The organism is Mesorhizobium sp. WSM4989 (assembly GCF_029625795.1).
Classification (GTDB): domain Bacteria; phylum Pseudomonadota; class Alphaproteobacteria; order Rhizobiales; family Rhizobiaceae; genus Mesorhizobium.
In genome coordinates this window covers 19,776-35,198 of the sequence record NZ_JARTVN010000005.1, presented here as the reverse complement: position 1 = coordinate 35,198, position 15,423 = coordinate 19,776, and the positions used below count along the sequence as shown (strand labels likewise).

At 57.4% G+C, this 15,423-nt stretch carries 11 protein-coding genes and 1 pseudogene; 8 read left to right on the top strand and 4 right to left on the bottom strand.

The genetic code is table 11. The features are described from left to right. Positions 1 to 55: 55 nt before the first annotated feature. From ehuB to P9217_RS28510, 4 genes are all read right to left on the bottom strand, one after another. Entirely contained in the window at positions 56 to 928 is an 873-nt protein-coding gene (ehuB, locus tag P9217_RS28525; protein WP_082826582.1) for an ectoine/hydroxyectoine ABC transporter substrate-binding protein EhuB, read from the bottom strand. 224 nt (positions 929 to 1,152) lie between these two features. Then, positions 1,153 to 2,274, bottom strand: a complete 1,122-nt coding sequence (locus tag P9217_RS28520; RefSeq protein WP_063169347.1) for an alpha/beta hydrolase — start codon at positions 2,272 to 2,274, stop codon at positions 1,153 to 1,155. A gap of 770 nt (positions 2,275 to 3,044) precedes the next feature. Next, positions 3,045 to 4,730 carry a GMC family oxidoreductase N-terminal domain-containing protein gene (locus P9217_RS28515; protein ID WP_063169348.1) on the bottom strand — a complete coding sequence of 562 codons (1,686 nt, stop codon included), beginning with the start codon at positions 4,728 to 4,730 and terminating at the stop codon, positions 3,045 to 3,047. Between the two features lie 475 nt (positions 4,731 to 5,205). Then, positions 5,206 to 5,670 (bottom strand): Lrp/AsnC family transcriptional regulator, encoded by a 465-nt coding sequence (locus P9217_RS28510; protein WP_063169349.1) that lies wholly within the window; start codon positions 5,668 to 5,670, stop codon positions 5,206 to 5,208. A gap of 621 nt (positions 5,671 to 6,291) precedes the next feature. Here P9217_RS28510 and ectB point away from each other — a divergent pair. The 8 genes and pseudogenes from ectB (at position 6,292) to P9217_RS28470 (ending at position 15,398) form a co-directional block, all read left to right on the top strand. After that, a complete protein-coding gene (ectB, locus tag P9217_RS28505; RefSeq protein ID WP_063169350.1) occupies positions 6,292 to 7,608 on the top strand; it encodes a diaminobutyrate--2-oxoglutarate transaminase in 1,317 nt (438 codons plus the stop codon). Between the two features lie 225 nt (positions 7,609 to 7,833). Beyond that, positions 7,834 to 9,294, top strand: coding sequence for an aldehyde dehydrogenase family protein (locus tag P9217_RS28500; protein ID WP_063169351.1), 1,461 nt, complete (start codon positions 7,834 to 7,836; stop codon positions 9,292 to 9,294). A gap of 328 nt (positions 9,295 to 9,622) precedes the next feature. Further along, positions 9,623 to 9,991: a GNAT family N-acetyltransferase gene (locus P9217_RS28495; protein ID WP_063169352.1), complete on the top strand. Its 369-nt coding sequence runs from the start codon at positions 9,623 to 9,625 to the stop codon at positions 9,989 to 9,991. Next, a complete protein-coding gene (locus tag P9217_RS28490) occupies positions 9,969 to 10,436 on the top strand; it encodes a transporter substrate-binding domain-containing protein (protein WP_224571101.1) in 468 nt (155 codons plus the stop codon). Before P9217_RS28495 ends, P9217_RS28490 begins: the two co-directional genes overlap by 23 nt. Positions 10,437 to 10,924: 488 nt before the next feature. After that, positions 10,925 to 11,128, top strand: a complete 204-nt coding sequence (locus P9217_RS28485) for a hypothetical protein (RefSeq protein ID WP_141245431.1) — start codon at positions 10,925 to 10,927, stop codon at positions 11,126 to 11,128. A gap of 64 nt (positions 11,129 to 11,192) precedes the next feature. After that, positions 11,193 to 12,386, top strand: a pseudogene (locus P9217_RS28480) (IS256 family transposase). Between the two features lie 986 nt (positions 12,387 to 13,372). After that, positions 13,373 to 13,816: an aspartate 1-decarboxylase gene (gene panD, locus P9217_RS28475; protein WP_063169354.1), complete on the top strand. Its 444-nt coding sequence runs from the start codon at positions 13,373 to 13,375 to the stop codon at positions 13,814 to 13,816. Between the two features lie 313 nt (positions 13,817 to 14,129). Further along, positions 14,130 to 15,398, top strand: coding sequence for an acetyl-CoA carboxylase biotin carboxylase subunit family protein (locus P9217_RS28470; RefSeq protein ID WP_082826583.1), 1,269 nt, complete (start codon positions 14,130 to 14,132; stop codon positions 15,396 to 15,398). Positions 15,399 to 15,423 lie beyond the last annotated feature (25 nt).

Sequence of the window (15,423 nt, the reverse complement as noted above, 5' to 3'; positions counted from 1 at the left end):
CCTCCCCACTGACCGCCTACCGGCCAAGGGCCGGGGAGCGGTCAGACGCATAGCTTCAGCCCTTGCAAAGATCAGCGGTCTTGCTGCCATCCGGGAGATCGCGTTTGGTGTAACCATATTTGCCGACCGCGGCCATCATTTCGTCAGAGCCAATATAGTCTTTCAACACAGCATTGAACGCGTCTACCGCAGCCTGTTCGCTGAGCGGGAAGGCTATGGCGGGATGTTCATTCGGTCCCGGCGGGGTATACGGGTCAGCCACCTCAATGCTGGGATCCTGCTCGGCAAGAGTCGTCGCGTTCAGACTATAGAGCGAGCCGGCAGCGGCGCGGCCGGCCTTTACAGCCTGTACGACCTCGGGCGGTCCGGCGACCTGCATAACCTTGTCGTCAGGGAAACCTAATTTCTTCGCCTGCTCGACTGCGGTGGTACCCGTCATGATGGCCAGGGTAAGCCCCTTCTTCTGAGCGTCATGGAGGGAATGCAGCGCTTCCGGATTGCCCTTCGGCACGATCATCGAATCATTGCTCGATGCGATCGGTTCGCTGAACAGGACGTTGCGGCACCGCTCCGGCTTAATCCACATGCCGCCCGTGATGATGTCAAAGCGACCAGCCTGGAGGCCCGGGACAAGGGAACCCCAATCGGTTACGACCGGCTCGATTTTGGTCGTTCCCATCTTTCTCAGAACGTCCAGTGTCATCACATTGACCAGGCCAAGCGGCTCGTTGTTCGCACCAGGATAGGCACTGGGAGGCTCATTGGTGAAGCCAAGACGGATCGTTTCTCCGTTCTTAATCTTATCGAGCAGCGACTCCGCCGAGGCCGAACCGGCAAAGGACGAGATTGTCATCGCCGCCAGGCCGAGCGCGGCAATCCTCTTCAAGATTGCAGCCTTAAAGCATTCGTCGAGTTTCCACTTGACCACTGGTTAGTCCTCCGTTTTCGCATCGCCGATGGTCTCCCGATATGCCTCGGGAAAAGACCATTGCATCATTTGTTGAGCTTGTAGTCCGGCGGTTCCCATCATCGTGTGAGCTGCAGGGTCCCCACTTAGGTATAGATTCCTCCAGTCGATCCTTTGCTACGCCACTTGTGCATGCTTCGTGAGCGTAGCAGCGCAGCTGTGGTGCTTTGTGCGAGAAATGCAAGTTATTCGCAGAAATTCGGTGATTTTTGGGTGCATACGCACATTTCCGTCATCCCCGTGGTTCGTTGGAAGTGAACAATCGCGAGCTGTGGTATGGCCAACTGAGGCACACCACGTCTTGCATGACTCCTGCCCTGCCCGGTTGGATGGGCGCCACCGCCTGGGCTATGCCCTTGTTGCCATGGCAGGGCACAAGTTCGTCGTATGCGACACGCCGCTGAGAGATTCGCCTCGGAGACGCTGGCCCGAGCATTGTTCCCGTCACAGTTGATCATTCGTGCCATTGACGGATGAGTCTGTTCACGGCTTCGCTCCGGATCAACCTGGACGGAATCGCCGGCATTATTGAGCAGATGGAAATCTGAATTCCTGATCAGCTTCGCCAGGTTGATCCCTTGCTCCGGCGTCGCGGTAGGGTCGTTCTTGGACCAGATGATCAACGTCTGGGCCTGAAGCTGATCAAGGTAGGGGAAGATATACTTCTGCTGCAGCAGTGGATAACGATGCAGGTTTGTCTCGTCTTCCGGCAATCTCTGCCAGATCTCCCATTGTCCCCGAGCCGCGGCCCGCCGATAGGCTTCTCGCTCGGCGCATTCCACATCCTGCCCGTGGGCGCGGCAGCTTTTCCGCCGTGCGGTGATGTATTCCTCTTCGCTCGGCATCGGGCCGGAACAGCCGTAAGCCTGCCGGCAGGCCTCCAGCCAAGCTTCGTCACGGTCATCTCCGAACGCCGGCGACACGGAGTTAGCGGTCAGCAGGACAAGCTTAGAAACAAGATCGGGACGCACGATCGCGACCCGCGCGTCGACGAATGATCCTTCTGAATGGCCGACTAGCGTGATCTGCTTCAAACCCAGTTGTTGGAGGAAGCTAATTACATGATTCACACGACCGAGCCGGTTAATGTATTTGCAGTCAGCAGGATAATCCGTTCCCCCAAAATGGAGTTGATCAATCGCTACTACCGTAAATTGATCGGATAGCCCGTTCAGCTGCCGAACAAAGGAACTCTTAGCCTCTGCACGGAAGCCCGCCCCCTGCAGGAAAACAATCGGCCTACCAGCTCCGTTCTCGCAGTACGATGTCTCGACACCATCAACCGATACGCGATGCTTGGTGATCATCGGTTCCTCGGCAAAAGGAGGGGCATCAGGTCGGCATTGCGACATGCGAGATGGACTGCCATTGCTCACTCCTGAGCGTAGCAGCCTCACATGCCACGTTGCCGAACTATCTCGTCTGAATACCGGAAATCGGCACCCCGGAGCCTCGCGTCTTGTCACTTTGCTCTGTCGTCGCCCAGCCACTGCGGCCGGGAGCCTTTTAGGTGCATGGGTGGCATTCCCCGCAAGATTTCAACCCTTGCACAGGTCGCCGGTCTTGGTGCCGTCCGGCAGATTGATTTTGGTGTAGCCGTATTTTGACCGACTGCATCATTTGGTCGGAGCCGATATAAGTATTCAATACCTCGTTGAAGGCATCGACCGCCTGCTGATTGGGCAGGAAGGCGAGACTTGGGTAGCCGGCCTTCCCAGCCGGCGGGGTGAACGGATCTGCCATTTCAACGCTGTCGACCTTGTCAGCGAGCTCCTTACCGTGAAGTAGTTTAGCGACCCCGCCGCCGCGCGGCCGACCTTCACTGCCTGCAAGAATTCGGCCTGGCCGGCGACCTGCATGACACGATCCTCCGGAATGCCCGCGTCTTTGGCGGTCGTGACCGTGTCGGAACCGGCGGTGGTGACCAGCGTTAGGCCCTTATCACGAATATCGTCAAAGGAGTGCTGGTCTTTTGGGATTGCCATTCGGCATGAGCAGGGCTTCGGTGAACTTAGCAAGCGGCTCGGTGAACACCACATTGCGGCAGCGCTCCGGCAGAATGTACATGCCGCCTGGCCTAGCTCCGTCTGCCGTCTCTCAAGGTTGTGTCGGCCAATTTCTCAGCCACCATAATCGTCGGAATGTTTGTGTTCGCCCGAGGGCAAAATGGCATGACGGAAGCGTCGGCGATCCTCAAACCCAAAATACCATGAACGCGTCCCGACGGATCGGTCACAGCGCCAGGATCCGCGGCTGCCCCCATCCTGCAGGTCGACGTCGGATGCCAACTTGGGATGACGTTCTGGCGAATATACCGATCCAGATGTTTCTCGTCGTTGACGAGATCGGAAATGCTATCCCCATCCGTTATGACGCGCCTAATCAGCCCACGGCGCAGCCGCGGCGACGCGTCCATGAGCAGCGCCAGAAATGACGTGAGTGCATAGTTTGTGCTTGTGACCTTGCTCACCAGCTTCGCTCGCGCATTCAACGCTGACGGAAACGGGTCCAGCGCCACAGAGGACAGCGAATCTTGCTGCAGCAGGCGGACTATGAAGCGAAAGCCCTGCTTGAGGCGCTCGGCGTCCCGCTTGTCGCTCAACCAGTTGAAATCGACCTCCGGCTCTATTTTATGCGAACTACCCTTGAGCGCCACAGTTCCCGTCGAGTAGCTGCGATTGACCCACACGGCGAGAGTGCCGAGGCGCCTCCCCAGCGGGTGCCAGGATGATTTGGCAACAGTCGATATTGCCATATCGGTCGACGGGCAGCCTTCGTAACCCGACGAGTAGCGGGCGTGCATCTGAATATATTCGCTCACGCCGGGTGACAAGCGATCGGCCGGCTTCAAATAGGCCGAAACGCAAATCGTGGGGTGTTCCTGAAGATTCTGGCCCACACCTTTCAAATCTGCAACGATAGGGATTCCGAATTGTACTAATTCCTTCGCGGGGCCGATCCCGGAGCGCATCAATATGGCGGGTGAATGGAGTGCTCCTGCGCACAGGATAACGCAAGAAGCGCTATACGATTGCACGCCCGATTTGTTCTCCGTCTCGACCCCCGTTACCGTTGTTCCCAAAAAGGTCAGCCGCGCAACTGTCGTTTCGGATAAAATCGTTAGATTGCGGCGAGAGCGGACGGTTTCGGGTAAGTACGCCATCGCGGAGGAGACCCGATGACCATTGCGGTTGGTCAATGGGACAACTGAATAGCCATCACCGAATGCACCATTGAAGTCTGGCCTGAAATGAAGCCCCAAAGCATCGTAAGCATCGGAGATTGCCCGGATGAAGCCCGACCAGTCTGATTGGCGCACACGTTTGATTGGCAAGGGGCCGTTCGTGCCATGAAATTCCCCGCCGAAATCCAAATCGCATTCTAGACGACGGAAGTAGGGCAGCACGTCTTCCCAACCCCAGCCCGTTGCACCGCTTGAGGCCCACTCATCGTAATCTCCGGGCCCGCCGCGGTTGGCGACTTGGGCATTGATGCTGGAGCCGCCACCCATGACGCGCGCCTGTTCGTAATGGACAGGCTTGCGGCCACCTCGCACCGTTGTCGCGTGGAGTGACTGCCATCGATAACCGGGATTAAGGTAAGCACGCGTTGGGTCGCCATCCTGGATGTCGTCAGGAATGGCATTCGGCGGCGTATCAGGGCCAGCTTCAATGAGCAGCACGCGAGCGCCATAGGCGGAGAGCCTGCTCGCCATCACGCATCCAGAGGAGCCACCACCCACGACGATATAATCGAAAACCACGCAAACTCGCAAATGTCTGAGTCGGGCAAAAATCTAGCAGACGGCGAGCAAGCAAAAACGCGCAATTATCTTGCAGGACGCAGGAAATCAGCGCATTCTTAAGAGATTCGCATTATGGCGGCCTCCCAACGGGGCGGAACGTTTAAACATGACCTTGCCAGCAGTCCATCAGGGCTGAAGGCGATGCCGGAGCGTCGTGACTTAAGTGGACAAAGCGCATCGCGACTGAAGGGGACAAACCTATCGCGAGATACATCAGAATGCAGCCCGGTAGGTCCAGAAGTGCTTTTGCAGCATCGCGCTGACGAGGCCGTTGTAAGGAGCAGAATGATGCTTCGCCTTGCGCTCCATCGCCGCTTTAGCGGTACGAAAACTCCCGTCCCAATCATGGCCGGCGGGCAAGGCGGCTGACCCTTGCGCCAGTCATCGGTGAATCGGATCAACCAGTTGTTGAATGCGCGTAAGATTGCGCGTTCTATACATCGATTGGCACCGCCAAGGTTACCTTCGTGCGATCCATCACAATCATCGTGCTGTAATTTCTAACAGCCGGGCTATCAAAGAAGAAACGCCTCGAGAATGCGTCGTACTCTGCCAAGTCACGCACGGAGAGAAGGAGAACGAAATCGGCGTTACCGGTGACCGCATACGCGCTCATTACTTCAGGCGCCTTCTGTAGAGACTGCTTGAAGCGATCGATGACGTCGGAACGATAGCGCTCAATGTCGACCAAGACCAGCATCATCAGGGACCTGCCCACCGCCTCAGGCGACACGATTGCAACATCAGCCTCAATTACGCCAATTTGTCGCAACTGCTTCAATCGCCGCTGACAGGCCGTGGGCGATATACCGGCCAGTTGGCCCAATTCTTCCGTTGTTTGGCGATTGTTGCGCTGAACAGCGCTTAAGATTTTCAGATCTATCCGATCCAATTCCATGGTCATTCTCCGGAATAGCTGCAATTTGCGCAGAAAAACTGCGATATGCACTCGACTGTAGCCTCAACCCCGCGCAGACGGAAGCCCAAACGATCAGGCCAGGCATGGGACCAAAGTCGGCTATCGTCCTCGACGTCAGTTATAGCCATTGGCCGAAGAGTGCTGTCCACCATCGCCCAACTGACAATGGCAGCCGACGGTCAAAAGCCGAGGCCTTGCGCCCAGTTCGGCCGAGGAAACGTCTCGGAACTTAAACGCTAAGCCGACTGGACGATGATGATAGGGGGGACCTCTATTTCCGCGCTTCGGCTTCCATTCGTTGGCTCACGCTGCCAAGAGTCTCATCTGTGTATAGGGAATCGAGCGCTAGGTTCGCCTGCCCCGGTTGCTGCATCAAATGCAGCCGTCTTGAGGTGGTTGGGAAAAATCGTCACCGCAGCCACACAAACCGCCGGCCTTATGCAACCTGCCGGCAATTTCGCATAATTACTGCATCCCGCCGCTCAGAATTTGCGCAAGGCGCCCAATGTAGCGCGCTATTGTCTCACAACGGCACCTACACGCCACTTCATAAAGCAGAAGAGGCCTGGCTTTGCAGGCTTCAGATTGAGGAGTTCGCCTATGAGCAAGCAATTCGCACCTGAAATGGATGCAGGTCTCGCGGTTTTCAATCGCCTGGAGTCTGAGGTGCGCAGCTACGTCCGCGCCTTCCCCGCCCTATTCGATCGCGGAGTCGGGACCACTCTCATCGCTGCAGACGGTCGGGAATATCTCGACTTTTTCGCCGGTGCAGGCGTTTTGAATTATGGGCACAACAACCCCGTCATCAAGAAGGCGCTGCTGGATTATATCGAGCGCGACGGAATTGTGCATGGGCTGGACCTTGCCACGACGGCCAAGAAAGCCTTCATCGAAGCTTTCGAGCGATACATTCTCAAGCCTCGTGGTCTGACATACAAATTACAGTTTCCCGGCCCCACAGGTACGAACGCGGTCGAAGCGAGTCTAAAACTGGCTCGCCAGGTGACCGGGAGATCGAACATCGTCTCGTTTACCAACTCGTTCCATGGGGAAAGCGCTGGAGCATTGGCAGCGATGGGAAACAAGGAGCACCGGGCCGCTGCCGGGTTTCCCCTCGCCCATGTGACATCGTTGCCATACGAAGGCTACCTGGGGGCGTCAGTTGACACAATCGATTACTTCGAAAAGCTTCTCAATGACCCCAACAGTGGCCTCGACAAACCTGCCGCGGTGATCCTGGAAGGGATCCAAGGTGAAGGCGGCATCAATGCTGCGAGCGTTACTTGGCTGCAACGGCTGCGCGAGCTAACGTCGCGGCACGGAATCTTGATGATCCTCGATGACATCCAGGCCGGGGTCGGTCGCGCGGGCAGTTTCTTCAGTTTCGAAGCGGCTGCAATTGTGCCGGACATCGTTACCCTGTCCAAATCTTTGTCGGCGATCGGAACCCCAATGGCCCTTATTCTCATCAAGCCTGAACTTGATGTCTGGGCCCCGGGCGCACACACCGGGACCTTCAGAGGCAACAACTATGCTTTCGTCACTGCTCGTGCGGCCCTCGAAGCTTACTGGTCCGACTCCAAGTTCGAGGATGAGATCGCTCGCAAGTCTGCGATCTTGGTCCAAGAACTCAACGCGATTACCGAGGAATTCCCCACCCTCGGCCTGAGCGTGCGAGGCCGCGGTCTGATGTACGGACTCGTTTCACCGAAGCACCACTCCTTGCCAGGTCTGGTCTCCCAGGAGGCTTTTCGTCGGGGCTTGGTGATCGAGATCGCCGGCTCATACGGTGAGGTGCTTAAGTTCATGACTGCCCTCACCATCGCCGAGGCTGACCTTCGGCGTGGTCTGTCCATCATTCGCGACAGCATTGGCGCAGTAGCGACTACCCTCGACGGTGGAGGCGCGGCTCGCTAGCCGACAAAGCACCGGGCCACTAGCAGGTCCAAAATCGGGCCGCTCGCAGTCACGGAACGGGAAGGCCGTTCCGTGGCATGTGGCAGTGGGCGAACTCGGAGCGGCTGAACGGCAGACTAGGGCTTTCACTGCCGGACCGATACCACGGTTGCCGTTCTTCCTGCGGCGCCGACCACTGTCGCTGCGCCAATTCGAAGAAAATCGAGCGATAAGAAAGAGGACTGGATGGCCAGCAACGACGTAGTCAAAAATTATATCGATGGCGAGTGGCGGGATTCTGTGTCCGGCACACGCATCGAGGTCGATGACCCGGCGAGCGCCGAAACGATTGCTGTCGTAGCTGAAGCAGGACCCCAAGACATCGAGCTTGCCGTTACTGCTGCTCACCGCGTTTTTCGCGACCGCGTGCTGATAGACATGCATCCGTATGATCGCGGTCGCATGTTGTTTCGCGTTGCCGACGCCCTTGAAGCGCGTTTCGACGAGATCGCAGCCATTAACTGCGCGGAGACGGGGAAGGCATTGGAACTTGCCGATGGCGAGGTTCAGACCGCCATCAGATACCTGCGATACTATGGTGGCTTGGCCGACAAACTTGAAGGGCGCTCGATCCCGCGCGGGGCCAACCTGGTCAACTACACAGTCAGAAGTCCCTTCGGCGTGTCCGCCCAGATCGTTCCGTGGAATGGTCCACTTGAACTGACGGCCCGCTCGCTGGCCTGCGCCATCGCAACCGGCAACTCAGTCGTGGTGAAGTCGCCGGAACTAGCTCCCCTTTCCGGAGTTGAACTTGCGCGTGCCTGTGAGACAGCGGGGCTGCCTGCCGGAGCGGTCAACGTGCTCACTGGATACGGCCAAACGGCAGGCCAGGCGCTGATCGAACATCCCGACGTTCGCCACATCGTCTTCACGGGCTCGATTACTACTGGGCGGACGGTGCTCAAGACGGCAGCGGATCGGATCGTGCCCTGCATAATGGAACTGGGCGGAAAGTCGGCTGCAGTTGTGTATTCCGATGCCGACCTCGACTGCGTTGTGGAAGCGGTACGCGTCGGGACCTTTCTGAATGCAGGCCAGAATTGCAACAACCTTACACGTCTTATTGTGGAACGTTCTATTGCAGACAAACTGGTGGAAAGAGTGAGGGTCTGCGTCGAAGGACTGTCGGTCGGTCCAGGACGCGAAAACTGCGACATCACCCCGTTGATCTCCCGAAACCAACGACAAGGAGTTGAGCGGGCCTGCCAGACGGCCCTCTCGCAGGGCGCGCGACTCGTAACCGGCGGGACTGCGCTTTCGGAGCGGAGCGGTTACTTTATGGCGGCCACGGTGTTTGCCGATGTCGCGCGAGACAGCAATCTCTTCCAGCAAGAAGTATTCGGTCCTGTTCTTGCCGTTACCACGTTCGATAATCCGGGAATGGCCGTCAATCTCGCGAACGACACCGTTCACGGTCTGGCAGCGGGCGTGTTCACGCGGGATATTGACCGGGCCCTCTGGACCGCCGACCGCCTTTGGGCCGGTCAAGTGTACGTGAATGGGTGGTATGTGGGCGGGGTGGAAACACCGTTCGGTGGGATAAACCAGTCCGGCTACGGCAGGGAGAAGGGTCAGGAAGCGCTGGACGGCTACGTTCAGACGAGAAACGTTGGTATCCGCCTCTCGCAGCCACCATCTGGAAATTGAACGCTTGCTGATCCCTACCGACGGCGCGGCTGTCGGGCGATGCAGGATTCAATGACCTCGACCAAATCGAAATAAGCCCGGCGAGAGAATCCGTATCGGAGGTCATCGAGAACAACTCTAATCATAGGATTTTTGGCTGCGGACGGGCTTTACCCACCACGGACATGTAGGAGCGCATTGCCTAGCCCGCTGCGTGGGTCGCATGGGTCAGGAGAGGATCACAGTGCTTCAGAGACAATTGAGATTCGCAGAGCTGCCGCCGAAGATTTCGACAAGTTGGCAATGTTGAACCGCGAGTTGATCGAGGCCGAGAAGCATCGAAACCCCGATGACGGTTTCAGAACTCAAGGAGCGGTTTATTCAGTTGGTGAATCGCGAAATTTGGATGGTCGACCTCTTCAGCCAGAACGGCGAGATTGTGGGCCTCGCCACTCATCGTTTGGAGCCAGACAATGCGGAGCCGAGTGGGCAACGCGTCTTTTTGAGGCAATTCTACGTCAGCTGCCAACACCGACGTTCGGAGATTGGCTGCAGGACCCTTGAGCTGCTTATTCGGTCTCGTTTCCACAACAAATCAAGGATTTTCCTCGACGTGCTGGAGACCAATCCTGGCCGCAAGACCTTCTGGTCTCACACCGGTTTTGTCGCCTACAGCACGCTCATGGAGCGTCTCGTTGAAAAAGCGGACACCAAATAACCTGCGGTGCTGGGAATTAATTTGGGGATCGGATTGTCTGGCATTTGCGTGCGTCGCGCAAAAACACGAGAATAGAATCGAGCCGGTCGTAACCGAATGGGGCTCACTTGTCCCCGGCCTGCAGGCTAGCCGCTTCGACTTCATCACGGCCGGCATGTGGATCAAGCCGGAGCGCTGCCGCAACGTGCTGTTCAGCGAACCGATCGCTACGGAGAGAGGCGCACTGCTGGTGCCTAAGGGCAACCCGGAAGGGCTGCATTCTTATGAGGATGTGCGTGACAAGGGACTCACCTTCGTCAGTGATACAGGCTACACCGCGGTCCAGGACGCGAAAAAGTCAGGCATCGCCGACGACAAAATCATGCAGGTCGCCGGACCGCCGGCGGACAGGCTGTCGCGCCGCCGCCGGTGCCCTCGACTACTTTACAGCGACTGGACTTGTTAAGAAGGACCACAGCCTTGAGCTGGCCGATTCGTTCATCGCGCCAGCCAACTATCCTGCTATCGCCTTCGAGCTCAACGAGCAGGCTGCGGTCGACGCGTTCAATGCCGTATGCAGGACTATGTTGGCTCTGGCGAAATGATGGCAGTATTCGGCAAATACGGCTACGGCAAAGACAACCTGCGGACGGCAGCAAGACCGCTGACCTCTGCAGAGGCTGAAGGCAATGTGCCTTAACACGTCCCCGGTCATGGCGGGGACGTGTTCAGTGGGCAAGCGTCTGTGAGGCGATTTCAGGTCCACCGTGGCGGTGCTCACAAGACGCGCCTCATTGCCTGAAACAAACACATCTACACTTCATCGGGTGCGCACATGTGAGCGTCGCGGCCCACAATACGACGGCCAATATGCGGGCTGGCTCACCTGCCACATCAGGCAACTGCGCAAGCAAATCCCCTGACGTGTGCCGGAACGAGAAGCAGGAGAATACTGTGGAAATCAGAGTTGTACGCCCGGGCGACCTTTCTCAATTGCGCAAGATTTGTGACGAACACATCGACTTGGAAGGGGTGACAATAGCGGACCAGGACCTGAGTCCTTATTGGAACTCGGCGTTTTTTGGAACACCTGCCCAGTTGTTCGGTTGGGTTTGTGATGAAGGAGGGTGTGTGCTGACAGTTCTGCAAATTCGCTGAGAGAGGGCGGTCATGGCAGGCTGGTGATTGTTCACGTCACCGATTCCCGCGAAGGAACGCCACCATGACCAAGATTGAAAGTAAGACCGGCAGCGCTGCCATCAAAGACATTCTGCTTTCGGACCCGGACGGACTTCACGAAGTGATCCGTGCGGTGATGCAGGAGGTACTCGAGGCCGAGATGGACGAGGCGCTGGGGGCTTCGAAGAGCGAGCGCACACCTGAGCGGCTCGGCTACCGCTCGGGTTATTACGGCCGCACCCTTGTCACGCGGGTCGGCAAGCTTGAGCTGCGGGTTCCGCAGGACCGGGCCGGCCGCTTCTCGACCGAGCTTCTCGAGCGTTACCAGCGTTCGGAGCGGGCCTTGGTGGCGACGCTTGCGGAGATGTATGTGCAGGGCGTGTCGACCCGCAAGGTCAAGGCGATCACGGAAGAGCTGTGCGGCCATGCGTTCTCGGCCTCGTCGATCTCGGCCATCAACAAGCGGCTGGACGAGAGCCTCGCTGCCTTTGCCAGGCGCCCCCTTCAAGAGCCGTTTCCTTACCTCATCCTCGATGCGCGCTAAGAGAAGGTGCGTGAGGCCGGCGTCGTCATGAGCCAGGCGGTGCTGATCGCTGTCGGCATCGACTGGGACGGCCGGCGCCAGATCCTGGCCGTCGAGATGGCCAATCGCGAAAGCCGCTCGGCCTGGAGGGATTTCCTCGTCGCGCTGAAGGCGCGCAGCCCCAAGGGCGTCGAGCTGGTTGTCTCCGCCAATCATGCCGGCCTGGTCGCGGCGATCGGCGAGGTGATCCCCGAAGCCGCCTGGCAGCGCTGCTACGTCCACTTCCTCAGGAACGCGCTCGATCACCTGCCGAGAAAGCACGGCGCCGACTGCCTGCAGGACTTGCGCTGGCTCTAATGACCGGCGCGATCTCGCCGAGGCCAAGGCCGATCTCGCCGCATGGCTGTCCAAATGGTCGGGCCGCTATCCGCGACTGACGAGTTGGGTGGAGGAGACCATCGAGCGCACGCTGACCTTCTTTTGCCTGCCGCGCCAGCATCACAAGCATCTCAAGAGCACCAACATGCTTGAACGGCACAATGAGGAAATCCGCCGGCGCACCAATGTCATGCGCATCTTCCCCAATGAAAGCTGCCTGCGCCTCGTCAGGGCGCTGGCTGCGAGACCAACGAGAACTGGATGGAGGCCAACCGCTACATCAACATGGACGATCTGCGCGAGCACAAGAAGCTCGCTCTACGCCAAGCCGCATGACCAGCATCGTGGCCGCCCCATTTTGCAGAACTTGACGCACACAACCTGAAGGAGGTAAGCGTCATGACAACTCTTAGAGGATACATGACCGCGTCGATCCGGCTTTTCCTTGTTGGTCAGGGGCGATCCTCGGGTACGCCTCCGGCGAGGGCCGCCTTGCGCGATCATGGCACGGTAGCGAGGCTGGGCTCTTAAGGTCGTCCTTAGGAGCGTAAGCCCCGCGACCATCCCATCGCTGAAAACAAACCCTTGATCAGCGGGCGCCCGACGGACCGCCTCTGTCGTCGTGGCGCTCCCATGAAGAACCTGGCCCATAGTGCATCCTTTGATTCGGAAGATAAGGATGCCCCATCAAAACCTGAGATCAAACATTTAGGCAGGCCTCGACTGGGACAAGTAAAACGGCCGCATTCGAGGCATGAGGCTGCACGCGTCTAAGATCCGAACAGCCAATACCCGAGCGTCCTCGACATCCCCGCCGCCAGAAGTCAACGATGCCCAGATCGGCCGCACGACCACCAGCAGAAGGGCGCCACCTCAACCCGTCCTACACTCAACATTTTGTCGCGTCCGCGACGTGCCTTCTTGATCCGATCCGTGGTCTGCTCACCTAAATAGCTGAAAGAGATCACGCATTTCTGTTTCCGGCCTGATTAGCCAGTTTGGCACGAGGTTTGCAACTTTGTGTGCGATCCAGTTGAACGGGCCGATTGGCACAGTCACCTGAAATCACAACTAATTAAAGGAACGGAACATGTCGGAACTGTATCGGATGGCATTACCAATGGGGGACAGCCGGCCGGCAATGCCTCCGCCCACCACAACCAGCCTTCGCCTGACTGTCTCGTGCTGGCCACGCCAGAGTAATCAATTTTGTCCTAAGAACCACAATACGACAAATCGCAGAACGTCCATCCATCCATCCTGAAACCAAGACACAGCAATCGCTTGTCGACGCAGTGTCCCACCGCCGAGAGGAAATGTAGATGAGAAAATTTGTTGCCGCCAAGCTTCATGGAATAACTGTGACCGACGCGAATTTGAACTACCGGGGCTCAATAACTTTGGATCCAGATCACTGCGACGAAGCCGGCATCCTTCCAATGGAATTCGTTGAAATCTGGAATAAATCATCGGGCGCTCGAATCAGCACTTACGTGATTTATGGAGAGCGGGGTTCTCGTTGCTGCGTGCTGAACGGAGCCGCTGCTCGCACCTGTCAGGTCGGGGACGAAATAATCGTTTGCTCCTCCGCATACATCGAGGAGCATCAGATGGTGGAGATCAAGCCGCGAGTGCTGACTTTCCACCGGGATAATTCTATCTGCGACCACATGTTCTACGAGGGTGCAATAGACGACGATGGAAGGATAACGTTCTCGATTCGCGAGGGCTCTCCCGGCGATAACGCGCTAAAACTCACTCCCTAGTAGGGCCTTTCGGTGACAGCTCGTGGCGCCGGGTCCCGGTCAAGGGCGTACTCGTCCCCAGTACTCTGGTACGCGATACAGTGCATTATCCCACTCGGCCACTATTCGGTCAGTTGCCATCAAGCCCAATCGGTTCTGCCCAGATCTGGGAAGACGATTTTGCTGCGCCAAAGGCAACTTCAGCTTCAGCCAGCGGCTGCGGGTAGAGGCGACCAATTTCACGGAATGTTTGGCCTTGGATCGTTGTCTTTAAGTCTGAGGTCCACGATGGCAAAACGACCTATCGACAAAAACGCAGAGTGGAGAACAGCCAATGTCAAGGAAAGCTCTCATCCTGGTTGAAGGCCATGCAAGAGGTAATGGAATACGATACATCCACGCGGCCCGGCGTCTTGGCTTTCATCCAATTACACTATCAGTTGATCCAACACAGTACGAGTATCTTGCGGCGGAAAGAAGCGAGGCAATCCGTGTCGATACAACCAATCTTGATACCTTGATTCGCGAATGTTCCAGGCTGCGTGAGACCAATGACATCGCTGGTATCACGGGCTTCTCGGGCATCGACGAGTCGGTCTATGCAACCGTTGGCAAACTATGTCGGCATTTCGACTTACCGGGACCCAACCCCGAATTGATTGAACGATGCTGTGACAAATTCTCTCAGCGCCAGCTACTTGCGGAAGCCGGAGTTCCGATACCCGCTTATCGCATGGCGCTGAATGTGGCAGAAGTAGAAAGCGCTGTCGCGGAGATCGGCTTTCCCGTAATTGTTAAGCCGGCAATCGGCAGCGGTAGCATCGGTGTCCGATTGTGCCGCAACGCCGATGAGTTAGCTGACCACACGACCTATCTGTTGGGTGGGAAGCACATCTGGCCGTCTTCGCCGAGGATATTGGTTGAGGAATTCGCGCGCGGCCCTTTTTATAGCGTGGAGATAATGGGCAATGAGGTTATTGGGATTGTCGCCGTTGATTTCGGCCCCCCACCGCATTTCGTCTTCCGTGAAACGACCTTCCCGGCCCCGCTTGCGGAAGACGATCATGACCGTATCGTTGATGTTTCGCTGAGGTGCTTGCAAGCTCTTGGCCTTAATTGGGGGCCAACGAACATCGAGCTCCGGTTGACTAATCATGGCCCGGTTGTAATCGAAGTGAATCCGCGTCTTGCTGGTGCGCTTGAGCCTGAACTGGTCCAACTGGCGAGCGGTGTCGATCTGGTCACCGAGCACATCAAGCTTGTCGTCGGCGAGGAATGGGATTTGCGCAGAAGGCATTTGCAGACCGCAGCCGCGCGGTTCCTAGTTGCTGATTGCGACGGCACCCTCGATTGGATCGATGGCGGCAGTCAGGCGATCGCGGTACCAGGTGTCGCTGAAATCAAATTGTATGTTGAACCCAACGCGCCGATCTTCAGGAAAGGCGATTTTCGAGACTGGATAGGACATGTCGTCGCCGTTTCACCCAGCCTTGCTCAGACCGAAGCGATACTCCAACGAGCTGTCGACTTAATCGCTTGGTCTATCACACCGCCGTCGGGCGAACAGGAGCGATCTGCAGCCCCACGACTCCCCCCCAACTGAGAGGTGATCCGTCGCCAGCATAAGA

Coding starts and splice junctions, on each gene's coding strand:
- P9217_RS28495 (WP_063169352.1), top strand. CDS start 9,623: ATGACGGTTTCAGAACTCAAGGAGCGGTTTATTCAGTTGGTGAATCGC.
- P9217_RS28520 (WP_063169347.1), bottom strand. CDS start 2,274: ATGATCACCAAGCATCGCGTATCGGTTGATGGTGTCGAGACATCGTAC.
- P9217_RS28470 (WP_082826583.1), top strand. CDS start 14,130: ATGTCAAGGAAAGCTCTCATCCTGGTTGAAGGCCATGCAAGAGGTAAT.
- P9217_RS28500 (WP_063169351.1), top strand. CDS start 7,834: ATGGCCAGCAACGACGTAGTCAAAAATTATATCGATGGCGAGTGGCGG.
- ectB (WP_063169350.1), top strand. CDS start 6,292: ATGAGCAAGCAATTCGCACCTGAAATGGATGCAGGTCTCGCGGTTTTC.
- panD (WP_063169354.1), top strand. CDS start 13,373: ATGAGAAAATTTGTTGCCGCCAAGCTTCATGGAATAACTGTGACCGAC.
- P9217_RS28510 (WP_063169349.1), bottom strand. CDS start 5,670: ATGGAATTGGATCGGATAGATCTGAAAATCTTAAGCGCTGTTCAGCGC.